17 protein-coding genes are annotated in these 26,639 nt (G+C 62.9%); 5 read left to right on the top strand and 12 right to left on the bottom strand.

The window, feature by feature from the left end; all coding sequences use genetic code 11:
- Nucleotides 1-536: 536 nt before the first annotated feature.
- The 9 genes from ABF990_RS10130 to ABF990_RS10090 all read right to left on the bottom strand — a co-directional run bounded on the left by ABF990_RS10130 (nt 537) and on the right by ABF990_RS10090 (nt 14,445).
- Nucleotides 537-3,419: a hypothetical protein gene (locus ABF990_RS10130; RefSeq protein WP_415491902.1), complete on the bottom strand. Its 2,883-nt coding sequence runs from the start codon at nt 3,417-3,419 to the stop codon at nt 537-539.
- The gene (locus tag ABF990_RS10125; RefSeq protein ID WP_415491903.1) at nt 3,419-4,819 is read right to left on the bottom strand and encodes an HlyD family type I secretion periplasmic adaptor subunit; all 1,401 of its coding nucleotides are present in this window, start codon (nt 4,817-4,819) and stop codon (nt 3,419-3,421) included. The genes ABF990_RS10130 and ABF990_RS10125 overlap by 1 nt, the downstream gene beginning before the upstream one ends.
- A 452-nt stretch (nt 4,820-5,271) precedes the next feature.
- Nucleotides 5,272-7,608 (bottom strand): peptidase domain-containing ABC transporter, encoded by a 2,337-nt coding sequence (locus ABF990_RS10120; protein WP_415500958.1) that lies wholly within the window; start codon nt 7,606-7,608, stop codon nt 5,272-5,274.
- 164 nt (nt 7,609-7,772) lie between these two features.
- Nucleotides 7,773-8,666: a cyclase family protein gene (locus ABF990_RS10115; protein WP_415500959.1), complete on the bottom strand. Its 894-nt coding sequence runs from the start codon at nt 8,664-8,666 to the stop codon at nt 7,773-7,775.
- Between the two features lie 57 nt (nt 8,667-8,723).
- Nucleotides 8,724-9,695, bottom strand: a complete 972-nt coding sequence (locus tag ABF990_RS10110) for a quinone oxidoreductase family protein (protein ID WP_415500960.1) — start codon at nt 9,693-9,695, stop codon at nt 8,724-8,726.
- Nucleotides 9,696-9,699: 4 nt separating this feature from the next.
- Nucleotides 9,700-10,110 (bottom strand): carboxymuconolactone decarboxylase family protein, encoded by a 411-nt coding sequence (locus ABF990_RS10105; RefSeq protein WP_415491898.1) that lies wholly within the window; start codon nt 10,108-10,110, stop codon nt 9,700-9,702.
- 31 nt (nt 10,111-10,141) lie between these two features.
- A complete protein-coding gene (locus tag ABF990_RS10100) occupies nt 10,142-12,454 on the bottom strand; it encodes a TonB-dependent receptor (protein ID WP_415500961.1) in 2,313 nt (770 codons plus the stop codon).
- 379 nt (nt 12,455-12,833) lie between these two features.
- On the bottom strand, nt 12,834-13,343 hold the full coding sequence (locus tag ABF990_RS10095; protein WP_415506595.1) for a hypothetical protein: 510 nt from the start codon (nt 13,341-13,343) through the stop codon (nt 12,834-12,836).
- Between the two features lie 124 nt (nt 13,344-13,467).
- Nucleotides 13,468-14,445 (bottom strand): LysR substrate-binding domain-containing protein, encoded by a 978-nt coding sequence (locus tag ABF990_RS10090; protein WP_415501028.1) that lies wholly within the window; start codon nt 14,443-14,445, stop codon nt 13,468-13,470.
- Nucleotides 14,446-14,628: 183 nt separating this feature from the next.
- Between ABF990_RS10090 and ABF990_RS10085 the strand changes: the two genes are divergently transcribed.
- Nucleotides 14,629-15,333, top strand: coding sequence for an SDR family oxidoreductase (locus tag ABF990_RS10085; protein WP_415501027.1), 705 nt, complete (start codon nt 14,629-14,631; stop codon nt 15,331-15,333).
- Nucleotides 15,334-15,573: 240 nt separating this feature from the next.
- The gene (locus ABF990_RS10080) at nt 15,574-16,854 is read left to right on the top strand and encodes a DEAD/DEAH box helicase (protein ID WP_415501030.1); all 1,281 of its coding nucleotides are present in this window, start codon (nt 15,574-15,576) and stop codon (nt 16,852-16,854) included.
- 152 nt (nt 16,855-17,006) lie between these two features.
- On the opposite strand, the gene ABF990_RS10075 is transcribed toward ABF990_RS10080, so the two are convergent.
- From ABF990_RS10075 to ABF990_RS10065, 3 genes are all read right to left on the bottom strand, one after another.
- Complete coding sequence (locus ABF990_RS10075) at nt 17,007-18,779, bottom strand: AAA family ATPase (protein ID WP_415491892.1); 1,773 nt, start codon at nt 18,777-18,779, stop codon at nt 17,007-17,009.
- 203 nt (nt 18,780-18,982) lie between these two features.
- Entirely contained in the window at nt 18,983-19,786 is an 804-nt protein-coding gene (locus ABF990_RS10070; protein WP_415506594.1) for a family 1 encapsulin nanocompartment shell protein, read from the bottom strand.
- Between the two features lies 1 nt (nt 19,787).
- Entirely contained in the window at nt 19,788-20,882 is a 1,095-nt protein-coding gene (locus ABF990_RS10065; RefSeq protein ID WP_415506593.1) for a Dyp-type peroxidase, read from the bottom strand.
- Between the two features lie 396 nt (nt 20,883-21,278).
- On the opposite strand from ABF990_RS10065, the gene metH reads away from it, so the two are divergent.
- The 3 genes from metH (at nt 21,279) to ABF990_RS10050 (ending at nt 26,544) form a co-directional block, all read left to right on the top strand.
- Nucleotides 21,279-24,782: a methionine synthase gene (gene metH / locus ABF990_RS10060; protein WP_415506592.1), complete on the top strand. Its 3,504-nt coding sequence runs from the start codon at nt 21,279-21,281 to the stop codon at nt 24,780-24,782.
- Nucleotides 24,783-25,214: 432 nt separating this feature from the next.
- Entirely contained in the window at nt 25,215-25,736 is a 522-nt protein-coding gene (locus ABF990_RS10055) for a phosphoribosyl-ATP pyrophosphatase (protein ID WP_415500903.1), read from the top strand.
- Between the two features lie 283 nt (nt 25,737-26,019).
- Nucleotides 26,020-26,544, top strand: a complete 525-nt coding sequence (locus tag ABF990_RS10050; RefSeq protein ID WP_415492118.1) for a CvpA family protein — start codon at nt 26,020-26,022, stop codon at nt 26,542-26,544.
- Nucleotides 26,545-26,639 lie beyond the last annotated feature (95 nt).

Genomic DNA, 26,639 nt, shown 5'->3' with positions numbered 1-26,639 from the left:
AGCAAGGGCGGGTGGTGGGGACATGCCCCCCGGGCAGACCAAGCACAAGCTGGCCCTGCCCGTTCAGCACCCCGCACCAGCCGGGCAGACCCGCGGCCCGTGCCCCGGCCGCGACAAGGCCGGCAATATCGGGCGTGCAGGCGTAATGGGTCAGCAGGTGCGCCGCCGCCCGCACGGCACGGTCCAGCAGGGCGGGCGCTGCCGCGGGGTCTGTGCTGGCCCGCGCAAGACAGAGCGAGGACAGAAGCATCCAGCCTTCGCGAAAATCATCGCGGATGACAAGGTTTTGCACAAGGGCAATGGCCCCGTCCATCCGCCCTGCGGCCTGACGGGCCAGCGCAAGGGCAAACAGGACATGCGGCGTATCAGGCGCAAGACGGTTGGCGCGTTCCAGCCAGTCCCACGCACATGCGGCCTGGCCCGCCTGCCATGCCGCGTTACCCCGCGCAAAAGCCTGCTGTGCCGCCGCACTTGCCGCCCGCGCACGGGCCTGCTGCGCGCGCGCGGGCAGAAAACCCGCCTGCACCGTGCGCCCCCTAACCGGCCTGTTCATCACGCGTTGCCCCGCCGGTTGCGGAACCGCCGTCAAGATCAGGGTCGGGATCTGGGCCGCTGCGCGGACCGGATCGCGCATGCCCCGATACAGAACATGCATGCCCACCCGGACCGCTGGCACCTGCCCTCAGGGCCGCGACCTGCCCTATGGCAGCATCCCCGGGGACACCTTGCGCGATCTGCGCGCCAGCGCGTGTCCGGTCGCTATCCGCCGGGGTTTGACCTGCTGTTGCCCCGGCAGCCGTTCCCTGCGTTTGAGCAGCGCTTTCCCCCGACGTATTAACCGGGCTTTCCATCGGGTTGTCCGCCACTGTTCCGACTGAACTTTCAATTCGAATATTCACCGGTTTTTTCAGGGACTTGCCAAACCGGCTTTCCACTGGGTGTTCCAGCGGGTGTTCCCCTCCGGCCTCCCTTCCGGCTTGCGGCCCGGTGTTCCGCCCCATTGGCTCTGCCGATGCTCCGGCCTGCCCCTGCGGCCCATGGGGTGTGCAGACAGTGTTGCCGTCTGGCGCGGCGGTACGGGGTTGGCGGGTCTGGAATTGGCTGGTCTGGTTCAGGCGCTCCAGTTCCAACGCGGCGGCGGCCACGTTCTGGGCCTGCGCGACCTGGTACCAGCGCCGCGCCGCATCCGGGTCGGCCTTGCCCCCCAGCCCGCTGGCCAGGTACCGGGCCAGCATCAACTGCGCCAGACCGTGCCCGCCACGGGCCGCGCGGGCAAACCAGTGCCGGGCCCTCACGCGGTCCTGCGGCACGTCATGGCCGCCGCCATACATGGCCCCGGTGGAAAACATGGCCGCGACCAGACCGCTGCCAGCCGCTTTTTCGTACCAGTGCAGGGCCTGCGCATGGTCGCGCGGGCCCCCTATGCCTTCCACCAGCAGGTGGGCGTAGTCCAGCATGGCCCGGCCCATGCCCGCACGGGCGGCGCAGGCCACCCATTGCCGCCCCCGCACCGGGTCCCTGACCTGCTCCCGCCCGAAAGACTGCCCGAAAGACTGCGCGGGAGCCTGCATGGAAGCCCGCAGGCGGCCCTGCGCGACATCCTGCTGCACGGCCTGCGGGCGGGCGGCAGGCGGTGCGCCCCCAACCGGGCGGCGCGGCATGTCCTGCGGCATGTCCGTGCGCCCACGCTGTGACCGGCCTTGTGACGCGCCCTGTGACCTGCCCTGTAATCCGCCCTTTGACCCGCCCTGTGGCGTATCCTGTAGCATGGGCCGTGGCATAAGCTGTTCTTCAGCCGATGCCTCACCCTTTGCCACGTCCCACCGTGCGCCCGCAGGCGTGCGCGATGTCGCATCCGATGATGTACCCGGTGGCCCATCCTTTGGACTTCCCTGCCCTGTCCCGTCTGCCTCTTCTGGCCCTTTCCCGGACATGCGCGTTGCGCCGCGCCGCGCCGCAGGCTCCGGCGTGTCATCCGGCGTATTTTCGGGCCTGTTTTTTGGCATGTGTGCCGCCTCTTCCGGCGGGGCGGGCGGGCCGTCCAGCAGCAGGCGGCCATAGGCGTACTGGGCGTTCACCACGTTACGGGCAGCGTGTTTGAGCCATTGCGCCGCCAGGGCCATGTTATCCTGCGCCGTGTTATCGCGGGCCGCACTGTCCGGGCCTGCCATGCCGCGCGCCAGCCCCAGCCCGAGGTTGAAGGCGGCCAGCATGTCATCCGCCACGGCGGCATGGCTGTAAGCCTGCATGACGTCATGCGCGTGGGCCTTGGGTGCAACCCCGGCCGCGACAAGGTTGCCGAGTTCCGCCGCCGCCTGCGGGCTACCCTGTTCCACCGCGCGGGCCAGCCAGTGCGCCGCCGCCGCCGCATCCTGCGGGACACCCACCCCGCGCAGGTACAAAAGCCCCAGGGTGCGGCTGGCGGCGGCATGCCCCTGTTCGGACGCCAGCCGGTACCACGCCACGGCCTCCGCCGGATTGGCCGCCATGCCCACCCCGCGCCCGCGTGCGTCACCCAGCACGGCGGCGGCCTCGGCGTCCCCCGCCAGGGCCGCGCGGCGCAGCCAGCTTTCCCCCGCCGTGATATTGCGTGCGACCCCGCGCCCACCCAGCAGGGCCATGCCGTAGCGGGCCTGGGCGGCGCGCATGTTCTGTTCCGCCGCGCGAGCGTAGCAGGCCACGGCAAACGCACTGTCCCGCGCAACGCCCAGACCGCGATCATGCAGCAGGCCAAGCGTGTACAGCGCCGTACCCAGCCCGGCATCGGCCGCTACTTTCAGGCTGGTGGCGGCCTGCGCGTAATCCTGCGGTGCTGTCGCAGTATCCAGCGCGGCAAGGCCCAGCCCCAGGTGCCCCTGCGCGCACCCCGCCGCCGCCGCGCGTGCGTACCAGTTCCGGGCCTGTTCGGGGTCACGCAGCGGGGGCGGCGCGCTGGTTAGCGCATAGCCGTACAGGGCCTGAGCCTGCGCATGCCCTGACTCGGCCGCCAGCCCCGCCCAGCGCAGGGCGGCGGCGTGGTCGGGGGCCGGGCGGGCGGCCGCGGATGGCCCGCCCCCGAAAACACGGGGGGCCGTGTCCCGCCCGTGGGCAAGGTCCATCTCCAGCCCGGGCAGCAGTCCTTCGGGCAGGCCGTGCAGGCACAGCACCGCAAGGGTGAACCGGGCGTCCGCCCAGCCATCGGCCGCGGCCCGCAGGCACCAGCGCAGGCCCTCGGCCAGATCGGGCGGGGCACCCTGCCCGGACAGATAGGCCTGCGCCACAAAAAACATGGCCTGTGCGACGCCCTGCCCCGCCAGGTCCACGCTGGCGGCAAAGGCGGCGCAGGGATCGGTTTCGCGCAGCGCGGCTACGGTTTGCAGGCGGGCGTGCAGGCGGGCCTGCTGGCGCGCCCGCGCAAGCCGTGCGAACACCCCCGCCATCAGGGTTCACGCATGCCGGTGGTGGCCAGCGGCACGATCGTGTTGAGCAGGTACTGCATGATGGTGCGCTTGCCCACATGGATATCGGCCGAGACCACCATGCCCGGCATGGGATGGAAAAATTCGGGCACGCCATGCAGGGTGTAGCGGTTGATGTGCAGCCGCACGCGGTAGAAGGCCTCGGCCGCGTTTTCGGGCGTCAGCTCGTTGCCCTGGCCGGGACCATCCGTGCCGCCGGGGGTAAAGGCGTCCGCGCTGATGGTGCGCACCGTAGCCTCCGCCCCGCCATACTGCTGGTAGGGAAAGGTCGCGAACTTGACCAGCGCACGGTCGCCCAGCCGCACGAACCCCACGTCATGCCCGGACATGACGGCCTCGATCTCCAGCCCCTGGCCGGTGGGCACCAGCGTCATGACCGGCTGGGCGGGGGTCACGACCGAACCCACGGACATCTTGCCAACACTCAGCACCACCGCGTCCTCATCCGCGCGGAGCAGCACCATGGTGTCGTGCAGGACCGCCTTGCTGTAGCCCGCCTGCGCCTCGGACAGCCTGTGCTCGGCCACCACAAGGTCGCGGTAGACCTCGGCCTTCCAGTTCTGCTGGTAGCCTTCGCGTTCGGATATCTGGGCGGCAAGCTTCGCGCGGGCGGAATCCGCCTGCTGGTGGGCCGCCACCTGCGCGCGTTCGACCTCCATCAGGTCATTGCGCGCGGCCAGGGTGGACAGACGGCTGCCCACCTGCTCCTTCTGCAACTGCTGACGCATGCCCAGCACATCCGCCATGACCCGCGCGCGCGCCGCGTACAGCACCGTACTGGCCTGGTAGCCCTGCAGGTCGCTTTGCAGGCTGGCGATCTGGTTGGCGTATTTGCCCACCGTCGCATCGAATTCCGCCTTGCGGCGCACGAAGGCCGCCGCCTCCGTCAGGCTGGCGGGGTCATTGGGGTCGGGGCGGTAATCCACGCCGCTGGCCTCGGCCTTCAGGCGGTCTGTCTCGGCCTGGTATTCCGCCCGCTGGACCTTGAGGTTACCGCTATCGGCCCCGGCCTGCGTGGGGTCCAGCCGGGCCAGCACGTCACCCTTGTGCACGAAGTCGCCGCTTGCCACGGTAATGGAGCGGACGATGGAGGTATCGAACGGCTGCACCAGCAGCGTGGGCTGGCTGGACACCAGCCGCCCCTGCGTGGACACCACGCGCGAGAGCGGGAACACCGTCATGCCCAGCAGCGAACATGCCATGAGCCCGCCCACGATCCACACGATATGGCGCGCCGCCGGCGTGGGCGGCAGGTTGACAAGCGCCGCCGTGGGGGAATGGAATTCCAGCAGCGCCAGAGGCAGGTCACCCGGTGCGAACGGATCATCCGCCGCGCGCAGGAATGTCTCGTCGGGCAGGATGTCATCGGGCGGGGGCCGGTCAGTACCTGCGCCAGCAGGGCCAGCGGCGGGACCATTATCCGGGCCATCATCCGGGCCGTTGGCAGGGTTACCAGCAGGATCACCGGCCGGACCTGTTGCCCCGCCATTCGCCCTGTCGTGGCCCCTGTTGTGCGCCCCATCACCCGCCGCCCCGCCGGGGCTGCCGCCAGACCCACCACCAGAACTGCCACCAGAACCATCACCAGACCGACCACTGGCACCCCCGCTGGCACCGTCACTGGCACCCCCACCGGGACCACCTCCGGCATTGCCACCCGCACCGCCAGCAGGGCCGCCAGCAGAGCCGCCAGCGGGGCCGGGACCTCCGTTGCGTGCGCCGTGTCGCGGGTCTGCGGGCAGGCCGCCGGGTACGTTATCGGGGCTGTCATCGGGCCCGTCATCGGGGCCGCCGCCGGGCAGGTCGGGCGGGGTCATGGCTGTATGCCCACGGGGGCCAGCGGCCCGCCAGAGGGGCCACCGGGCGGACCGTCCCATGGCTGGTCCTGCACGTGGCGGTTCTGCTGCATCCACAAGGCACGATAGATGGCGCAGCGTTGCAGCAGCACGGCATGCGGGGCGATATCGACCACCCGCCCCTGATCCATGACGCAGATCTGGTCGCAGTTCACCAGCGAGGACAGCCGGTGCGAGACAATGACCATGGTGCGCCCCCGCCCGATGCGTTCGAGATTGGCGTTGACCAGGGCCTCGCTTTCCGGGTCGAGGGCGGATGTCGCTTCATCCAGGATCATCAGCCTCGGGTCGGTAATGATGGCGCGTGCAATGGCCAGCCGCTGGCGCTGCCCGCCGGAAATATTGGTCGACCCTTCCTCGATGAAAGTTTCGTAACCGCCGGGCATGCGTTCGATAAAATCCTCCGCCCCGGCCAGGCGGGCTGCGCGCACCACGTCCTCCAGCGTCAGGCCCGGACGGCCCGCGGTAATGTTTTCGCGGATGGTACCGCGAAACAGGAAGTTGTCCTGCAACACCACCCCGAGCGAGCGGCGCAGATGGGTGAGGTTGATTTCGCGCAGGTCCACCCCGTCCAGCCGGAGGGAGCCGACATAGGACCGGCTGACCCCCTGCAACAGCCGCGTGATGGTGGACTTGCCCGACCCCGACCGCCCCACCAGCCCCAGCATGGTGCCGGGCGGGACGGCAAAGCTGACATCGTTCAGCGCCGGGCTGGCCGCCCCGGGATAGGTGAAGGTCACGTGTTCGAAGGACAGCCCGCCCAGAATACGCGGCCGCAGGCCCGATGTCAGGGCGCGGGTTTCCGTCGGCTGGTTGAGGACCGACGCCGCCTCGGACAGGGAGGCCATGACCTCGTTCACCTCGTCCAGCAGGCGGGCCATGCCCACAAGTGGGGCCGCCACACGCCCGCCCAGCATCATGAACGCGACAAGGGCCCCAACACCTGCGGCGGATGGAGATTTGAGCGCCATATACGCACCCACCAGAATAATACCGCGGTTTATGAACAGTTCCAGCGGGGTGGCCAGCGTCTGGGGCCAGTTGGCCATACGGCCCACCCGCAGCTTCCAGCGGATGACCGTGGCCGTGGCCTCGTCCCAGAACTGGCGGCGGATGGGTTCGAGCGCCAGGGTCTTGAGCGTGCGAATGCCCGCCACACTTTCATACAGCACGGCCGCGCGGGCGCGTTCGGCCCCGAGCTGGCGCACCGTCATGCGGGACACCGGTTTCATGGCCACCACCACGATCAGCCCGATCAGGGCGGCGGCGGCCAGTGTCATCCACGCCAGCGCGGGGGACAGCATGAACAGGAACGGCAGCAGCACCACCAGCGTGAACAGGTCCAGCACCGTGGACATCAGCCGCCCGGTCAGGAAATCGCGCACCTTGTAAATGGCCATGACACGGCCCAGCACGTTGCCCGCCTGCTGGCGTTCGAAATAGTCCAGCGGCAGGGCCAGCAGCCGGGCGAACACATGCAGGGAAATGCGCGCATCGATCCGGGTTGTCAGCACCATGGACAGCTCGCGCCGCCCATAGCCCAGCAGCACCTCGTAGAACGAGACAATAATGAGCAGCCCCGAAATGGACACCAGCGTGGACATGGACCGGTAGCTGACCACCCGGTCGATCACCTGCATGACGATCAGGGGCGGGAAGATCTGAAGGACGCTCAGCGTCAGCGACGCAATGCCGATATCGCGCAGGGACCGCTTTTCGCGCAGGACCATGCGCGCCAGCCACGCAAGGCCGATGGGGGCGTCGGCCTCGCTTTCGTCACGGCGGCGCTTGATCAGCACGACCTCGCCACCCCACAGGCGTTGCAGGCGGGCGTGGTCCACCGGCACGGCGGGGGCGTTGTCGTCGCATAGCGGGTCGCGCAGCCAGACCACGTTGCGCGCGGGCTGGGTGTTGACCATGATCGCCGCCCCACCGTCGCGCAGCAGCAGCACGATAGGGGGCGAATTGCTCATTCTGACAAGATTGCGCCAGGAAATGCGCATGGCCCGCGCCACCGCCCCCTGACCGTCGAGCCACGCCACAAGCGAGGCGGGCGAGGGCGAGGCCTCGGCCGGGTCGGCGACAAAATCGTGAATATCGAGTTCCAGCCCGTGGAACCGGGCCACCGCCACCACGGCGCGCAGCCGGATATAGGCAGGTGACGCCCCCTGCGGGGCCGCCCCGTCCCGCGCACCGTCCTGTGCGGTGCGGCGCGTCCGGTCCTGCGGTCGCCCCCCGTGTGGCCCGTTTTGTGGCCGCCCAATGGGGCCTGGTGCATGCTCGGTCCCGTCCACGCCTTGCCCTTGACTGTTCCTGGAGAACACGGACCCAACGTGACCGAAAAACGTAAAAAACTGATAAAAATCCGGCACAGGGAGCGTGACAGGGCAAATTTTGTCCCGCCCCCCGTATGCCGGAATGCTGTCCCACCATCAGGGGCCGCCATCAGGACTCGCCATCAGGGAATAATGGCGATGGCCCTTACCGGAAACCCCGTACCGTTCAGCACCTTGGGAATACCCACGGCAATAAGCGCACCCCTGGCGGGAAGCTGGTCAAGGTTGGCAAGAAGTTCGATCTGGTAATGATCGTTCCTGAGAATATAGGTCTCGACCGAATAGTCGTTCTTGCTTGTTACGATACCGGGTTCCGTATCCGTGGTTTCGTGCCCGTTGGCGGTGATATGCCGGGTTTCGTACAGGTATCTGATCGCCTCCAGGCTCCACCCCGGATAATGGGAAACACCTTTGTCATCGACATTCTGCATGGCTTTCTGGTTCGGCCAGCGATGCGACCAGTCCGTGCGCAGCGCCACGAACGCGCCTGCCGGCACAGGGCCGTTCCGTGCCTCCCATTGCAGGATATCCTGCCGGCTCACCGCGTAATCGGGATTTTTGGCCACAGCCTCATGCACGTCCAGCACCACCAGCGGCAGGAAAAAGTCCTTGGGCGGAATATTGTCGAGCGTGCGGGCATTTTTTATAAAATGCACCGGCGGGTCCAGATGCGTGCCCCACTGCCCCACATGGCAAAACTGCTGGATACGAAAACCAAGCTGGTCATAGTCATATTTTGTCTCGACCGTTTCATCCCCCATGCCGCGCCAGTGCGGTATGCCGGGGCCAAACGCGTGGGTCAGGTCTACAAACCGGGCATGCCCGATCAGGTCGTATAACTGTGCCGCGCGACTGTCCGCCGGTGCTTGCGTGCTGGCGACGGTCTGCGCCTGCGCGCAAGCAACCCCCGGCGCCAGCGCCAGCAGGCCGGCCACCACAATACCGGGCGAAATACGGGGCAGAATAGGGGCCTTAATACCGGCCACAACATCGGCCAGAATGTTTTGTGTCCTCAACGCCGTCATGTCCTTCACTTTCGCGATTTTCTGGTCCTGAACTGGAAAAACGCCGGTTCAGGGCACAAGCACGGTCGAGCCGACCGTACGGCGTGCCTCAAGGTCCGTATGCACGGCCACGACATCCGCCAGAGGCCGAACCGTGATCTCCTGCGTTTTCAGCACGCCTTTTGCGACAAGATCGAAAAGAACCGCGGCACGCGCGCGCAGTTCCGCCGGGCTGGCAATGAAGTCGAACAGTTTGGGCCTGCTTGCGCTAAAGGAACCCCGCGCCAGATCCGCAAGCTGAAAGCCCTCCACCGGGCCGGACGACTGGCCGAAACTGACAAAACTGCCCCGCACGGCAAGGCAGTCCAGCGAAATGCGCCACGTATCCCGCCCTACGGAATCGTAGGCGGCGGCACACAGCTTTTCCCCGGTCAGGCGGCGCACATCGGCCAGCACGTCGTCCTGCGTGTAATCGATCACATGGGCATAACCGTAACCCGCCGCGAGGGCGGTTTTCGCGGGGCCACCCGCCGTGCCGATCGCATTGGCCCCCAGATGGGCAAGCCACTGCCCCAGCAAAAGCCCCACTCCCCCAGCCGCGGCATGGACCAGAATGTTCTCGCCCCTGCGGACAGGATGACTGTCCGTGACAAGATAATGCGCCGTCAGCCCTTTAAGAAAAATCGCGGCGGCGACAGTATCGTCCAGGTTCTGCGGCAGAGGCACAAGGCGGTCTGATTCCACGGCGCGTCCGGTCCGGTAAGCACCCAGCGGCGTGGTATAGACAACGCGGTCCCCGGGCGCGAAATCCGTGACATCCCGGCCCACCTCGACCACGACGCCCGCTGCCTCGCTGCCCGGTACAAGCTGGCTGCCGGGCCAGGCATACAGACCGGAGCGGAAATAGGTATCGATAAAATTGACGCCTATGGCGGTGTGCCGCACACGGACCTGCGTGGGCCCCAATGCGTCATCGGGCAGTTCCACCCGCCGCAGCACGTCAGGACCGCCCGGTTCGGCGGCGAGATAGGCCGTACCCATGTCCTTACCCTTTCACATCGAACCGGGGATCGACCGGAACCTGGAGCGCCTGCACAATGGCGTTGGTGCTGGATGCAAGGCCGATAACCGCCTGGAGTTCGCCATAGATCGCGGGGGTCATGCCCTGCGCCCATGCCGCCGCCGTATGGGAATGAATGCAGTACGAACAGCCATTTATGGTGGAAACCGCGACATAAAGCAGTTCCTTGACCAGGGGGGACAGTTCCCCCGGCTCGATCATGACCGTCTTGATCTGCCCCCAGATCCGTTCCAGCACATCGGGCTGGTTGGCAAGCGCGCGCCAGAAATTATTGACGAAATCGGTCTGGCGCACGGCGCGTATGTCATCAAAAACCGCTTTGACACGCGGTGAGTTTTCAACCTGTTCATCGGTCCAGAGCGGAACTGTCGTCATTTTTCAAACTCCTTGTATGCGAAACGGCGGGCTAGAAGTGATAGGCCACGGTGGCCGACCACCAGCGCGGGCGACCCGGATAGATTTGCGCGATACCCAGAAAACCCGCCAGATCGTAGATGGTTGTCGCATAATGCTGGTTGGTGATGTTTTCGACCGAAACGTTGAAATCCCATTTCTTGTTCGGCGTCGTGTAGTTCATCCGCACATTCATCAGCGCGTAGGCTTTCTGCTTCGTATCGGGCGCGTTGGTCAGGGCAAAATACTGACGGGTGATGAAATTGCTGTCGATCTGCTCTGTCAGGGCGCCGCCGAAAACCTTGCTGACATGGGCCACGGTAATGTTGCCGCTCCCGCGCGGAGCATTGGCGGGCTGATAGTCGCGCGCACCTTCGCCGTTCAGGTCGATGGATTTTACAACACCATGGCTGTAGGACAGGTTGAGCGTGACACTCCAGTGCCGGTCCGGCACCCATTTCACTTCGGCCTCACCCCCGTAATACTGGGCCTTGGCATTGGACACGAGCTGGGTCAGGTTGATGAAGCTCAGCGCCTGATAATTCTTGTAGTTATAGAAAAACCCTGAAAGATTGACCCGCAGGTGACGGTGCAGCAGATCGCTTTTGATCCCCACCTCGTAATCTTCCAGTTCTTCGGGCTTGAAGGGAATTTTGGAACTGTCGGGATTAAGCCCGGCATCCAGCGGCGCGTTGAAGCTGCCCGCCTTTACCCCCACATTGTAGCTGGCATAAGCCAGAATATTGGGCTGCACCTGGTAGGTTGCTTCCGCCTTGCCGCTCCAGAAACCGGTGTTGGAATGGGCAAGAGACCCCACCGTGTCACGGTTGAAGGTATAACTGTAACCCGGATAGGTTTCCTGGAAACTGAAATCCTTGATATCGCGCGTATAGCGTATCCCGCCGATCAGCTTGAACCGGCGCGTTATGGCGTAATCGAGCTGACCGAAGCCCGCGTAGGAATTGGTGCCCAGGCTGTACCGGTCGTTCAGGCCGCCATAGGCGGAGCCGGTGGCACCCAGATAATAATTGCCGAAAATGTTCAGATAGTAAAAACCGCCGATCCAGTGCAGTTTTTTCCACGTGCCATCGACATGGCTGTCGACCGAGAACTGGCGCGTGGCATTGCCGTTGAAATATTCGAAATAATCAACCGGCGTCGTATCGGAATCTTCCTTGTAGTCTTTTTTGATATGCTGGTAGTCGAACAGTGTCGTCCAGTTCACGCGCGCGGCCAGCGGCACGTTCAGTTTGGCCGTTGCCTCGTACGTGCGGATATTGGCAAAGTTTTTCGCTTCGTTGCGGGAATTGAAATACCCCGTGCCCGGATAACCCAGAACATCGGTCGCACCCCCCAGCCGCCCGTAGCCGGCCTGCGGACCGCTTGCGATGGGGTAGGCAATCCGGCTTTCCCAGCCGCCTGCCAGATTATGCTGGTCCCCGATACGGCCGATCAGATGCAGGGTTATGTCTTCTGGCAGTTTGAACAGCAATTGCGCCCTGCCGGCACGGGAGTGATCGTTTTCAAGCCGGGGACCACCCGCCGAATTGCGGAAAATGGGATCGTGATCGGAGGTCACGAAGGAAAGACGCCCCAGGATCTTGCCGGATTTGAGCAGGGCGCCACCTATGGCCCCCTCACTGCGTTTTTCATTATAGCTGCCGTACGTAAAACGGGCGTACCCATCAAGCTTTTCCGTCGGCGCTTTGGAAATGAACTGCCCCAGACCACCCGTGGCATTGCGCCCGAACAGGGTACCCTGCGGGCCGCGCAGCACCTCCACCCGCTCCAGATCGAAAATCTGGAACGCAAGCCCGGTCATCTGGCTGACATAGGCGCCGTCAAGATAGATGGCGGTCGGGCTTTCCTCATGATCCGCGAAGTCGTTCTGCGTCACGCCCCGCACGGAAAACGTATACGCGCCCTGCCCGTTTGGCTGAGCAAGCTGCACGCCCGCCATCAACTGCGGAATCTGGGACGGGGAGGTAATATGTTCGTTCTGAAGCTGCGCGCCGGAAACCGCCGACATGGCAATGCCAACTTTTTGCATGTTTTCCTGCCGCCGCTGGGCGGTGACGAGCGTTTCCTCAATACCGCCGGACGCCACGGCCGCGCGCTCCGGCCGGGCAGGTGACGCGGGATGAGGCTGCACCTTGCTGTTTGCAACAGTGGTGGCGGCATCGGTCTTTTTCTGACTTTTGACTGTCTCGGCGGTGGTATCGCGTGTCTGCGCAAACCCGATGCCGGTCACACCGAGCGATGACAGCACCATGACGGAGGAAACGGCGGGTGTAAGACGAAACGTGTTTTTGAAAGAACGGAGCATTCGGGGTGGCCTCTGGGCAATACTCATCCTGTGCGATTGCGGCCTGACAATCGGCATGGGGGATCAGCATCAGTTTGGATACTATCGGGACGGACTGACGGGGGGAGAGGTCAGGACCCCTTAATACACATTATAAATAGTGCTTTCACGTCCAATTCCACCGATTAATGATCGTGTTTTTTCGATTAAACCACAAAAATTATCTTGTAAATGTGTTTTTAATATCGATATTTTTTAGTGCTTTTTTGATGTTTTTCGGCCACAGGGCGGCACCGCGCCTCTGCCCCGTTCCAGCCCGCGCCCCACCAGTCCGCCCATGGACAGGCCGGGCGGCAACGCCCTGCCCAAAGGCCTGACACACGCGCTCGCCCGCCAGCTTTCAGCCGGGTTGGAACGTATAAAAAGCGCCCAGAAACACCGAGGCGCGCAACGCCCTGGAAACCTCCGCCACCTGCTCCGCCGGGCACAGAACGGTAAGGGCCGCAAAAGCAGGGCCGGTGCCACGCGCCTGGTTCTGGGCCTGCACCAGCAGAAACTGGTCCAGCCCGCCGCGCCCGGTGCAGCACAGGCACCCGCCGGGATGGGCCATTCCCGCCTGTGCCGGAGGCTGCCAGCGCCACACGGCCGCCCACCCGTTATCCCACCCGCTGCCCCACCCACTGACCCATCCACTGCCCCACTCCGGCGCGGGCCATGATGGATCATGCCCACCGGCAGGGGGCTGGTCCCCCGCCCCGGTTGGCACGCCGGGGCCAGAGGGGGCCGGGTCGACCAGCACCACCGCCGCGTTGCGCCGCAGGGCCGGGTCAGCCGGTAGATGGGTGGCAACGGACAGCGCAATACGCCCGCCATGCAGGCCGGTGGCTGAACGCCGGGGTGTTACCGCCATGACTTTTCCCCCTGTTCTGGCAACACGCACAACAACGACCAGCCCCGCCGCGTGGCCCTGGGCCAATGCCCCGGCCAATACTCTGGCCAACACTTCGGCCAACACTTCGGCACGACAGGCTGTATCACGCTCCGGGTCCGGGGCTGGGGCCGGATACGGGGCCAGATACAGGGCCAGATACAGGGCCGGATAAGAGGCCGGGCGATGTTTCCTCCCGCGCGGCCATGCTGGCAAGCCAGTCCCGCACCGCGGCCACCGGGGCCGTGGGGGGCGGCCTGCACGGGCAGACAACGTAAAAGCCGCCATCGACAGGCAACACCGTGTCGAACAGGCGTTGCAGCCTGCCTTCGGCCAGCGACTGCGCAACCAGAAACTGGTTGGCCAAAGCCACACCCTGCCCGCTGATGGCGGCATCGATCGCGAAGGAGGTCTGGTTGAACAGAATCTGGCGGGGTGAGATGGCGCGGCTGTCGGGAAAGGCTTTTTCCAGAAAACGTGGCCAGAAATGATGCGCGTCATCCAGCAGGCCGTAAGCTGCCAGGTCTTCCACGCAGGCGGGGCGGCCCAGTTTTTCAACCAGAAGCGGGCTGGCCACCGCCACGATCCGCTGCGCGAACAGCAGCCGCGCCGAAAGCCCCGCGCCAAAGGGCGGGCTGGCCTGCCGCACCGCGATATCCACCCCGTCAGCCCCGAAACGGGCCAGTTTTTCGCTGGCGTGAATATGCAGGGTTATGTCGGGGTAGTGGGCCGTAAAATCGGACAGGCGCGGGATCAGCCATTTGGCGGCAAAGGTGGGCGTAACACTGATGGTCACGGCCTGGGGGGCCGGGCGCAGGGTCTCGGTCGCCGCGCCGATCAGTTCAAAAGCACGGTGAATGCTTGTGGCGTAGGCCTGTGCCGCATCGGTCAGGACCAGCGTGCGGGGGTGGCGTTCGAACAGCTTCATGCCCAGTTCGGCCTCCAGCGCGCGGATCTGCTGCGCCACGGCACCCTGTGTCACGCCCAGTTCCTCCGCCGCGAGCCGGAAGCTGGGGTGCCGGGCCACGACGTCGAACACGCGCAGCCCGGTCAGGGATGGCAGCCGCCTGCGCCGCGCGGTCATGGCAACAGCCTTACGGGCACCCGTGCAACCCGGTCGGGCGTGGCCGTCCTGCCAATAGTTTTTCTACTGCTTTGCGCATGATTAATTGGTTCGTCACCCTGCCGGCGGGCAGCCTATAAAAGAGACAGGCCGGGGCATGGCACAGGACCGTCCCCGCATACTCATCAAAGGCAGGGTAAAGCAATGTCAGTAGAAAAAGTAGCCCTTGTTAGCGCCGGTGGCAGCGGCATGGGTGCGGCGGCGGCCCGGCGGCTGCACAGGGACGGCTACCGCGTGGGCATTCTGTCCTCATCCGGCAAGGGCGAGGCCCTGGCGCATGAGCTTGGCGGGTTCGGGGTCACGGGGTCCAACCAGAACGGGGACGACCTGCAACGCCTTGTGGACGGCGCACTTGAACGCTGGGGCCGGATCGACGTGCTGGTGAACAGCGCGGGCCACGGGCCGCGCAAGCCCATTCTGGAACTGACGGACGAGGACTGGCACAAGGGCATGGAGGTGTATTTTCTCAATGTCGTACGGGCCACGCGCCTTGTAACCCCCGCCATGCTGCGCCAGAAATCCGGCGCGATCATCAACATCTCCACCGCCTGGACGTTCGAACCCACGGCCATGTTCCCCACCTCCACCGTGTTCCGCGCGGGGCTGGCCTCCTTCACCAAAATTTTCGTGGATACCTATTCGGGCGACAATATCCGCATGAACAACGTGCTGCCCGGCTGGATCGACAGCCTGCCCGCAACGGACGAACGCCGCGACAACGTGCCCCTGCGCCGCTACGGCACCAGCGAGGAAATAGCCGCGACCATCGCCTTCCTGGCTTCGGACGGGGCAGCCTATATCACGGGGCAGAACATCCGCGTGGATGGCGGCGTGACCCACGCGGTCTGACCCGCACACCAGCACAACCAACGCGGGCCGGGTGAACAGACCGGAACACACCCGGCCCGGTCTTCTGCCAGCACTGCGCCTTTGTCGCGGTATCAGCCCTTTGCGCCATCCCGTCATATCGGCCCACATACCCCCGCGTTGACGCGGCATGGCATCGGCCCTAGAACTCCGGCGTTTCAAACCGGCAAAGCCCGCACAGGCGCAGCCTTATTCAGCGCCGGAGGCGCCCCCCGCGTGACCATGTCCTTGACATTTGCCGACCTTGCCCTTGCCCCGCCCCTGCTCAGCGCACTGGCCGAGGAAGGGTATACGACCCCCACCCCCATTCAGGCGCAGTCGATCCCGCTGCTGCTGCAGGGCCGCGACCTGCTGGGCATGGCCCAGACCGGCACCGGCAAGACTGCCGCCTTCGCGCTGCCGCTGCTGCACCGCCTTGCCATGGCCCCCCGACCGGCCCCTGCAAACGGGGCGCGCGTGCTGGTGCTGGCCCCCACGCGCGAACTGGTGTCCCAGATCGCGGACGGGTTCGAAAGCTTCGGGCGCCATCTCAAACCCCGCGTAACCACCATTTTCGGTGGCGTCAGCCAGATGCACCAGGTCAATGCGCTGAAAGACGGGGTGGACATTATCGTGGCCGCCCCCGGCCGCCTGCTGGATCTGGTGGAGCAGGGCCTGTGCGACCTGTCGCAGCTTGAAGCGCTGGTGCTGGACGAAGCCGACCAGATGCTGGACATGGGCTTTGCCAAGCCGATCGAACGGATTGTGGCGACCCTGCCCAGCGACCGGCACACCGTGCTGCTTTCGGCCACCATGCCCAAATCCATTGCCGCCCTGGCCGAAAGCTTGCTGCGCGACCCCGCCAAAGTCGAGATCGCCCCGCCCTCGACCACCGTGGACCGGATCGAGCAGTCGGTCATGTTCGTGAATGCGGCCGACAAGAAAGCCGCCCTGCTGGAGCTGCTGCGCACCCCCGACATGGGCCAGGCCGTGGTGTTCACGTTACAGAAAAACATCGCCAACGAAGTCTGCACCTTTATTACCGAGGCGGGCATTACGGCCGAAGCCCTGCACGGCAACAAGTCACAGGGCCAGCGCGAACGCGCGCTGGACGCGTTCCGGTCCGGGGCGGCGCAGGTTCTGGTGGCGACGGATATCGCGGCACGCGGGATCGATGTCGATACGGTCACGCATGTTTTCAACCACGACCTGCCCAGCCTGCCCGAAAGCTATGTCCACCGCATTGGCCGTACGGGGCGTGCCGGCCGCAACGGCTTTGCCATTACCCTGTGCGATGCCGAACAGCGCGCCTGGCTGCGCGATGTGGAACGCGAGATCGGGCGTGCCCTGATCGTGCAGGCGGACCACCCCTGGCATTCGGACGAAGCCCAGAACTCGACCATGCGCCCGCCCGTTCTGGGGGGTGGACCGGTCAAACAGGTCAAGCCGCAGAAAAAGCGCGAACGCAAGGTCTGGACCGAGGAAGAAAAGAACGCCGCCCGGGCCGCCGCCCGCGCGGTCTGAGACAGCACCCGGGCAAACCGTCGGGGCGGCACACAGTACCTTTGCCACCCCGACGGTTTATTATCTCAGAAAAGACGAGAACCATTTCCTTGAAATATTTAAAGCATTTAATTTTATATAAATCTCTATAAATCACTGCGAAATTAATTATTTTATATTATAGAATTAATAATATTTTCTAAATCTTGAGCAATATTAGCTCCTTCAGGCACAAATGAACCAAGTATTCCTCTGAGCTTTTTTTCCTGACAAATTTTCCTTATTTCCCCCATCAAATCCTTTCCAACAAAAACATATATTTCATTTTGTGCAAAAAGCTCATTATGAGCTTGATTTGCTTCAGATAAACACTCTCGACCATTTTTATATTCATCAATAATATTTGCAATTTCATTGCGTTTTCTATTAAATGTCATTCGTGCATTATTTACTTCCAAATTATACATAGCAGTTTTGATTATGTTTTCTGCCTCTTCGTTAGAAATATGGTATGTTTTCGCAATAACAAGGGGAGTGATATAATAAGATTCAATATCTGACCCTTGCGTAAGCCACACGTGCAATTTTCTCGACGAATAGGCTTTTTTATACAAATCTTTATCTTTTTCCACGAAAAAATCTGAATCTCTATGAAGAATAAAATCTATTTTTTTTCCAAATAGTTTTCTTAACGAAGAAATTATTTCTGGTTTTGGTAAATTTGAATTTCCCATAGAAGGCCAAACTACACATTTCTTTTGTATATCTGGCCATTGCGAAATAATATTATTAAGCATATTTGTTTTTTTGTCTTCAGTAATTAATATGATTTTTTTATCTAAAAGACCCCATCCCATACTTTCCCGAATATCTCCTTGTTCATCCATGGATGATTTTCCACTTTTCATCCATATTAAAGACGATTCAAGTGGAAGAGCTCGTATTACATTCGGGCTATGTGTGGTCATTATTACTTGGCAATCAAAAACAGCAGAGACTTCAAATAAAACAGTTACTAATTTTTCCTGAATATCTGGATGTAAATGCGAATCTGGTTCATCAATCAATATTACCCTTGGATTAAAATACACAATATATGAAAATATTTGTATTACTTGAAGGAATCCGATTCCGGCTAGTTCCAAGGGTTTATACAATCTAACATCATGATCTCGCATGGCTTTTGTCTGAAAATTCGCTTTAATTTTATAATCATCATTTTCAGAAAATGACACATCCAAATTAATTTCTCCAAATATTTTTGATATAAAATATTCTATTTCAACAAGAGAATTTTTATGATTTGTTGATTTCTTCTCTTTCAATAATAATAAAATATTTCTCAATACAGTATTGGCATCACCAGAAGCAGCATGCTTGTGTACTATTCTTTTCGATCTTTTTTCTTCAAAAGCAGGTATGCCTGCCAAACCGGGTATATAGGCAGACGCCTCTCGCGTGAAAGATCTAATTGTTAATATAAAACTATCTTTTGATGGAGCATGAACACTTATACCCTCATTTCGAGCTGATTTTATCCATGTATTTGTAAAACAATGATATTTATTATCTAGCTCACTTTCAAAATACACATTCATTTGCGGAGAGTTTTGTGTATTTCCGTACTCGTTGGCATGCGATGCATTTTTATATTCAGGAGAAGGCATATATGTGGCATCAAGCTCAGAAAGAGTCGACGCTTTACCTTCTCTCTGAGGTTCAATTTTTTTGTTCCGGCAACTTTGTAAACTCCAATGGATTGCTTGAAGCACAGAGCTTTTTCCGCTTCCGTTTGTGCCTACCAAAACCACAAAATTACTCAAACAAAACTCTGAAGACTTAATTGCTTTAAAATTTTCAATTTTTATTTTTTTTATTCTAAGATGAGTTGAGCTAGATGCAGCAGCAGGAGGTGGAAGTAGCTTTATATCTTGATTACGACACACTCTATGGGCTCCTATATTTACAAGATATTATCTAACCCTCAACTTATCGAATCCCATTCCTAATCTCATATATAACCAAATTATATTAGGAAAATCGGGATGCTAGTTTTTAAACCGCAGGATCAGAAAAAATCTGTTCCAGAAAAAGGATTTCTCCTTTCCCGGAACAGGGTTGTTCGTGCGGTAGCGCCGGGGACGGGGCTTCAGGCGGGTGGGGTCAGCAGCACCGCCGCTTCGGCTGTCAGAAGCTGGAAGGTGAAGCTTTCCTGAATGTACAGCGCCACGCTGTCCGCCGTGTGGCTGGTATAGCCGATCGAGTAATCCTGCCCGATATCAAGCTCGAAATCGCCGCCACGGGTGGACAGGACAAACCCGCCCTCGATCGCGGGGGCCCAGATCACCTTGCTTTCGATCATGCGTTCGATATGGCGGTAGACCGGGTAGCCGTCCTCGCTGCCGCCGCTCACGGCCTCGAACGCAGCCGTGCCCAGCACCACCGCATAAGGACCGTTTACCCCGGCCAGACGCAACTCGTTAAGCGCTGCGGCTATCACCTCCGGGTAGCCACCGGGTTCGGCCGGCAACGCCAGGGACGGATTGGACGACCCCGGGCCAATACCCTGTATGCCCGCCTGCGCGTAACCATGGAACACGGCCCGGTCCTCGGCAAAGGCAATGGTTTTTGCCGCTTCCTTCACCGGGTCCCAGTCGGAATCCTGCGCGCCGCGTTCCACGTCGTCAATCGCCTCACGCGTCAGGGTAAAGGGCACGCGCAGTTCCACGAGGCTGAGCACCCTGCGCTGCACCGCCTGCACGCCCGTGCCCGGGCTTTCAAGCCGCTGGACATGGCCGGTGTTGATGGCGGAGCACGCATAGCCCTGCGGCTCGGGCACATCCACCACGCGGCGTGCGCCAAGGTGGCGCTTGAGCGTGCGGGAAGCTTCTTCCTCGATCTGCGCCCAGGCTGCGGCGGAGATCGGCGCAAGTTCGCGGTGAAGATTGTTCATGTCAGACCTCGTTCTTCAGTGAGCCGATACCAAGGGACGCCCCCCGAACCGATACGGGCGGTGCATCGGGGGTTGCCACGGGCTGGGGCTGGCCATCCGCCGGAGCAACCGCCGCACCCGCCTGTACTGCCTCGATATTATCCAGAAACGTGCCCGTAGGCACGAAGAACAGGCACCCCGTCACCGCCCGGCTGACATCGAGCAGCCGGTCGTAATTGCCCGGCGGGTTGCCTATGAACATGTTGTCCAGCATTTTTTCGGTCCGGCTGGGGGACTTGGCGTAGCCAATGAAAAACGTGCCGAACTCGCCTTTGCTGATATCGCCAAACGGCATGTTGGCGCGCACGATCTGCAACTGTTCGCCGTTTTCCTCGATATTGGTCAGGACATTATGGGCGTAGCTGGGCTTGGCCGCGTCATCCAGTTCGATATCGGACAGCTTTTTGCGTCCCACGATCTTTTCCTGCACCTCTACGGGAATAAGGTCCCATTTTTTCAGGTCATGCAGATATTTCTGGATGATCACATAGCTGCCGCCGGCAAAGGCCGCGTCCTCGTTTCCGATCAGGGTGGCGTTGGCCGCGTCCTGGTCGACCGGGTTTTCGGTGCCGTCGACAAAGCCCAGCAGGTCGCGTTCGTCGAAATACTTGAACCCGTGTACTTCATCCGTAACGCTGGCCACACCTTCCAGGCGCGAGACGATCTGGGCGGCCAGTTCAAAGCACAGGTCCATCCGCGCGGCGCGGATATGGAACAGGAAATCCCCCGGTGTGGAGGGAGCATGGTGCACGCCCCTGATTTCGCGGAAAGGGTGCAGTTCACGCGGTCTGGGCTGGCCCAGCACACGGTCCCACGCGGCGGAGCCAATGCCCATGACGCAGGACAACTGGCCGTCGGGCACCCGAAAGCCCACCCCCCGCACCAGGGATGACAGGTCCGCGCACAGGCCGCGCACGGTGGCGGCGGTCTCGTCCTCGGACGGAGTGCCGACGGGGGCTGCCGCATCCTGCACCGCGCCCGACCGCAGGGTCAGGACCAGAAAGATTGCGGCATGTGTCAGCTTGGCGTCAACGGGTTGCGAATGCGCTGCGGGCAACACCCTCTCCTTCCTTATGGTCAAGACGACGATCCGGTTCCGGCCCGCCGGAAGCCCGTTCAAAGGTGGCACTGTTTTGCCGATTGATCCACCCCCCGCGACGGGGGCCGCCGCATTGCAGGGGTGAAAGCCGTTGTGGCCGCTACAGTTGTGGACAGCAACACCACTCTCTGGAATAAGGAAGGCCGCGCTGGCCTGTTCACGCCCCTGTGCTGTCCGCACGGTGTCTGTCGCTGCGTACGCGGTGGTCCTGCCCCCGCACGCTGCCGGCGGTATCCTGCCCGGTCGGCCACCGGGGTTGCCAGGCTGCGCGCCCGATCCGGGTTGCGGTCCGCACCATGGCGTGCGCTGGCCGCAACCTTGCCGTTTTCCCCTTCTGTCTGGTTCCGTGCTGTCATGTCCACTCGCCCCGCCCTACTCGATGCCCTGCGTGACCAGGTTCTGCTCTGCGACGGGGGCATGGGCTCACGTATCCAGATGCTGGATCTGGACGTGCAGCGCGATTACTGGGGGCAGGAAAACTGCACCGAAATCCTGACCCTGTCGCGCCCCGAACTGATCCGCGAAATCCATCGCGGGTATTTCGAGGCCGGGGCCGACATGGTGGAAACCAACACTTTCGGCGCGTCGCCCATTACGCTGGGCGAATTCGGGCTGACCGACCGCACGCGCGAAATCAACCGCAATTCCGCCATTCTGGCGCGTGAGGCGGCGGACAGCTTTGCCGACGGCCGGGCCCGCTACGTGGTGGGGTCCATGGGGCCGGGCACCAAGCTGCCATCCCTTGGCAATATCGATTACGACACGCTGGAGGCCGCACTGGCCGAACAGACCCGCGGCCTGATCGAAGGCGGGGTGGATGCGGTGCTGATCGAAACCTGCCAGGACACGCTCCAGATCAAGGCGGCGGTGAACGGGGTCAAGATCGCCAGGGCCGAAGCAGGCGTGGCCCTGCCCGTGTTCGTGCAGGTTACGGTGGAAACCACGGGCACGCTGCTGGTTGGCCCGGACATTGCGGCGGCCGCCACGGTCATTCACGCGCTGGATGTGGACCTGATGGGCCTGAACTGCGCCACCGGCCCGCAGGAAATGGCCGAGCACGTGCGTTGGCTGGCCGAAAACTGGCCGCGCCTTATTTCCGTGCAGCCCAATGCGGGCCTGCCCGAACTGGTGGACGGCAAGACCAGCTACCCCCTTTCCCCCCAGGAGATGGCCACCTGGGTCGAACGCTTCATCCGCGAGGACGGGCTGAACCTGATCGGCGGGTGCTGCGGCACCTCCACCCCGCATATCGCAGCCCTTGACGCCATGCTGCGCAACCGCGCGCAGGACAGCGGCCGCATCCGCCCCGCTCCCGTGCCCCGCAGCGTACACTGGGTGCCCGCCGTGGCCAGCCTGTACAGCCAGGTGCCGCTGCGCCAGGAAAACGCCTATTTCTCCATCGGGGAACGCTGCAACGCCAACGGTTCCAAAAAATGGCGCGAACTGCAGGAAAGCCACGACTGGGACGGCTGCGTGGCCCTGGGGCGTGACCAGCTGCGCGAAGGCTCGAACGCGCTGGATATCTGCACCGCCTTTGTCGGCCGCGACGAGCGCGCGGAAATGGATGAGGTGGTCACGCGCTTCACCTCCTCCGTCAATGCGCCGCTGGTGATCGATTCGACCGAAACCCCGGTCATCGAGGCCGCCCTCAAGCTGCATGGCGGCAAGCCGATCATCAACTCCATCAACTTCGAGGACGGGGAAGGCCCGGCCCATGACCGGCTTGTGCTCGCCCGCAAGTTCGGAGCCGCCGTGGTGGCGCTGACGATCGATGAAGTGGGCATGGCCCGCAAGCCCGAGGACAAGCTGCGCATTGCCGCGCGGCTGGTGGACTTTGCCTGCACCACACACGGTCTGGCCCAGTCGGACCTGATGATCGACCCGCTGACCTTCACCATCGCCACCGGCGCGGAGGACGACCGCAAGCTGGGACAGTGGACGCTTGAGGGCATCCGCATGATCCGCGACGCCTTTCCCGATATCCAGATCGTGCTGGGGCTGTCCAACATCTCCTTCGGGCTGAACCCGGCCGCACGCGCGGTGCTGAACTCGGTCTATCTCGACCATGCGGTCAAGGCGGGCATGACGGCGGCCATCGTCCATGTCTCCAAGATCCGCCCGCTGCACCTGATCGCCCCCGAAGAAGTCAAGGTGGCCGAAGACCTGATCTTCGACCGCCGCACGGAAGGCTACGACCCGCTCCAGACGCTGCTGGCCATGTTCGCGGACCGCAAGGCGTCCGAGGCGGTGGCGCGCAAGCGGGCCGAAACCGCGCCCGAACGCCTGAAGGACCGCATTGTGGACGGCGACCGCAAGGGGCTGGAAGCCGACCTTGAGGAAGCCATGCAGACCATGGCGCCCATCGACATCATCAACACCGTGCTGCTGGACGGCATGAAGGTGGTGGGCGAACTGTTCGGCGCGGGCAAGATGCAGCTTCCCTTCGTGCTGCAATCGGCCGAAACCATGAAAGCCGCCGTCGCCTGGCTGGAACCGCATATGGAACGGGTGGAAGGCCAGCAGCGCGGCACCATCGTTCTGGCCACGGTCAAGGGCGACGTACACGATATCGGCAAGAACCTGGTGGATATCATTCTCACCAACAACGGCTACCGTGTGGTCAACCTTGGCATCAAGGTGCCGGTGGCCGACATGATCGAGGCCGCCCGCCGCGAAAAGGCGGATGCCATCGGCATGTCCGGCCTTCTGGTAAAATCCACCGTGGTCATGCGCGAAAACCTTGAGGAAATCACCCGCGCGGGGCTGGAAACGCCCGTGCTGCTGGGGGGTGCCGCCCTGACCCGCAACTACGTGGAAGAAGACTGCGTGGCCGCCTACGGCCCCACCGGGCGCGTGGCCTATGCCCGTGACGCGTTCGACGGCCTGACCCTGATGGACCAGATCGCGCAAAACGGCTTCGACGGCTATCTGGCCGCGATCCAGAAACGGCGCGAAGGCAAGGCGTCCCGCCGCACCGCCCGCACGCCCGAGGCGGCTGAAACACGCGGCTACGCCCCGGTAGACGTGGCCGAAGCCCGCGCACGCCGTGCCCGCCTGAACACCGACACCACGCCCACCCCGCCGTTCTGGGGGGCCAGGGTGCTGGAAGCCACACCCGAGGCGGTGCTGCCGTTCCTGAACGAGCGCGCGCTGTACCAGTTCCAGTGGGGTTTTCGCAAACAGGGCCGCTCGCTGGATGATTTTCTGGTCTGGGCCCGGCAGGAACTGCGCCCCATCCTGCGGCGCATGCTCGACCTGGCAAAACAGGACAACATCCTGACCCCGCGTGCAAGCTACGGATACTGGAAAGCGGCGGGCGACGGCAACGACCTGGTGCTGTTCGAACCCGACGGCGTGACCGAGGCCGCGCGCTTCGCCCTGCCGCGCCAGCCCCGCGCGGACGGCGAATGCATTGCCGATTTCGTGCGCGACATCAACGACCCCGAACGCGACGTAATCGGGTTGCAGGTGGTCACGGTGGGGCAGAAAGCCTCCGACATCGCACGCGACTGGTTTGAGGAAAACCGTTACCAGGACTACCTGTACCTGCACGGCCTGTCGGTGGAAATGGCCGAGGCCATGGCGGAATACACGCACAAGCGTATCCGCGCGGAACTGGGTTTTGCGGGAGAGGACGCGCGCGAACTCGACGCCCTGCTGCAACAGGGCTACCGGGGGTCACGCTATTCCTTCGGCTACCCTGCCTGCCCCCGGCTGGAAGACCAGGCCCCCCTACTGCGCCTGCTCGACGCCGAACGCATTGGCGTATCGCTGACCGATGGCGACCAGCTCCACCCCGAACAGTCCACCTCGGCCCTGGTCATCCTGAACAGGCACGCCAAGTATTTCACCATCTGACAAGCCCTTGCGGTTTCCCCGCCCCGCCGGGGAAACCCGGTGGGCTTCCACAGGGGCCACCGGGAACCGCGCTGGAAATTCCACTGGAGACATCCCAATGGAAAAACCCCATCGGGCACCCACTTGCAGGGTCACGTGCAAGCCGACCAGCAGACCCCTCTGGCAAGCCCGACGACAGGCCCCGGTAGCAGCCTGCTGGCCGGCTCCATACTGGCGGAGGATCCCTGCTGCCGAACCCCGGGCCGTCAGCCCACTGTAAGCTCCCTTTGCAAGCCCACTGGCAAGCCACCTCTGGCAAACTCCTGCGCCCCGCATTCCGTCCACCCGCTTTGCGGGTGAGAGAGCGGGCGGGGCGGCGCACTTGCGCAACAGTGATCCGCAAGCGCAACATTGACCCCGGGCGGAAAAGCGACGCATCATGCTGGAATGGTCTTGTCCCGCCCGCCCGCGCATTGGTCTGCCACCAAAGCCAGCCGTAAGCCACAAACGGGCAAAAACGGCCAGCGCAAACGCGCAGCCGCCGTAAGCACCGCCGCCGCACAGGTTACGCCCTCCAAAGCCGCCGCGAACGTCGGGCCAGCCCCGGCCAAAACCCTGAACGCGGGCAAGGGCACGCACGCAGGAGCACCGCCCGCACCGGAGACAACCGCCAGAACGGTCGATACCGCCCTGATGCGCCTGAGCCAGAAAGTGGGGCTGCATGCCACCAACTGCACGGCGGCCCTGATCGCGGGCAGGCACGCCGATATCGTCCGCGAAAGTGCTGCGTTCCTGCACGCGCTGGAACAGCTCTGGGCGCATGAAGCGGTGGAACCGTCCGATGTCTGGACAGAACTGCTGCGCCGTCTTGAAGTGGCCGAACTGCTCCACCAGCTCAACCAGCCCCCCCACCGCAAGAAGTCCCGTGGCAAGGTGCCCCGGCCGTGGCGCATTACCACCAGCAAGCTGCCCTGATCGGCCACCGACTGGACGCGCCCCCACCGCCCGACCGCCGCATGGCAGGTAAATGACCTGAAAGGAACCAGCCTGACGACAGGCGTGCGGACAAAGAGGCCGGACAAGAGACCAGACCGGCGGGCCGGGAGGGGTAGGCCAGACGGGATGAGCCAGACGGGCAGGCCGAAGGGGCAGGACGGGCGCGCCGGGTGAATAACCCGACCGGGGCCGGGCGGGCAGCAGGGCCGGGCTGCGTCATTTTTCTCTTTCCTTCGACCGGTGTGGGCTATAAGGCGCAGCTATGGCGCTGCTCGATGGTATTTCCCTGGCCATTATGGCCTGTTCCGTAGTGCACGGGTTCTGGCGTGGCTTTACGCGCCTGGCCCTGGGGCTGAGCATGTGGGTGGTGGCCTTCATGGCGGCGTTGCGTTTCCACACGGTTTTCACGGGGTGGGTGGGGCAGTATGTCGCATCCCCGCTGGGTGCGCAGGTTGTGGCCTTTGTGCTGGTACTGCTGGGCGTGGTGCTGGCGGGTGGCCTTGTGTCCGCCATGATCGTGCGCGTTGTCCGCGCAACCCCGCTGGACGGGCCGGACCGCCTGCTGGGCGCCGCGTTCGGGGTGGTGCGGGGCGCGCTGTTCGTGGTGGTGGGGTTCCTGGCGGCCGAGTGGCTGCTGCAACCGCAGGATTTGCAGGCCCTGGTGGACGGAAGCAGGCTTACTCCCTATATCCAGTCCGGTGTCGCCCAGGTTCAGCCCTATCTGCCCGATTTTGGCGTGAAAAGGGTTGCGCCAAACCTTTCAACAGGCCATGACGCCAGCCTGTAAGCTCCTTTCGGCCCTAGCCAGCCCATTGCGGAGGCCCCTGCTCAGCTATGTCGCTCCATTCCCGCCTGCCCGGAACCCCATCCGCAACCCCGCAT

Origin of the sequence: Acetobacter sp. (genome assembly GCF_047723915.1) — a bacterium.
Taxonomy (GTDB): domain Bacteria; phylum Pseudomonadota; class Alphaproteobacteria; order Acetobacterales; family Acetobacteraceae; genus Acetobacter.
Note: the sequence above shows the minus strand (reverse complement) of the source record. Positions and strands in the feature narration are given on the sequence as shown.

Bases quoted from the DNA above. Each gene is read 5' to 3' on its own strand.
- ABF990_RS10110 (WP_415500960.1), bottom strand. From the start codon at position 9,695: ATGGGTACGGCCTATCTCGCCGCCGAACCGGGCGGTCCTGACGTGCTG.
- ABF990_RS10070 (WP_415506594.1), bottom strand. From the start codon at position 19,786: ATGAACAATCTTCACCGCGAACTTGCGCCGATCTCCGCCGCAGCCTGG.
- ABF990_RS10105 (WP_415491898.1), bottom strand. From the start codon at position 10,110: ATGACGACAGTTCCGCTCTGGACCGATGAACAGGTTGAAAACTCACCG.
- ABF990_RS10130 (WP_415491902.1), bottom strand. From the start codon at position 3,419: ATGGCGGGGGTGTTCGCACGGCTTGCGCGGGCGCGCCAGCAGGCCCGC.
- ABF990_RS10100 (WP_415500961.1), bottom strand. From the start codon at position 12,454: ATGCTCCGTTCTTTCAAAAACACGTTTCGTCTTACACCCGCCGTTTCC.
- metH (WP_415506592.1), top strand. From the start codon at position 21,279: ATGTCCACTCGCCCCGCCCTACTCGATGCCCTGCGTGACCAGGTTCTG.
- ABF990_RS10050 (WP_415492118.1), top strand. From the start codon at position 26,020: ATGGCGCTGCTCGATGGTATTTCCCTGGCCATTATGGCCTGTTCCGTA.
- ABF990_RS10095 (WP_415506595.1), bottom strand. From the start codon at position 13,343: ATGGCGGTAACACCCCGGCGTTCAGCCACCGGCCTGCATGGCGGGCGT.
- ABF990_RS10080 (WP_415501030.1), top strand. From the start codon at position 15,574: ATGTCCTTGACATTTGCCGACCTTGCCCTTGCCCCGCCCCTGCTCAGC.
- ABF990_RS10085 (WP_415501027.1), top strand. From the start codon at position 14,629: ATGTCAGTAGAAAAAGTAGCCCTTGTTAGCGCCGGTGGCAGCGGCATG.
- ABF990_RS10090 (WP_415501028.1), bottom strand. From the start codon at position 14,445: ATGACCGCGCGGCGCAGGCGGCTGCCATCCCTGACCGGGCTGCGCGTG.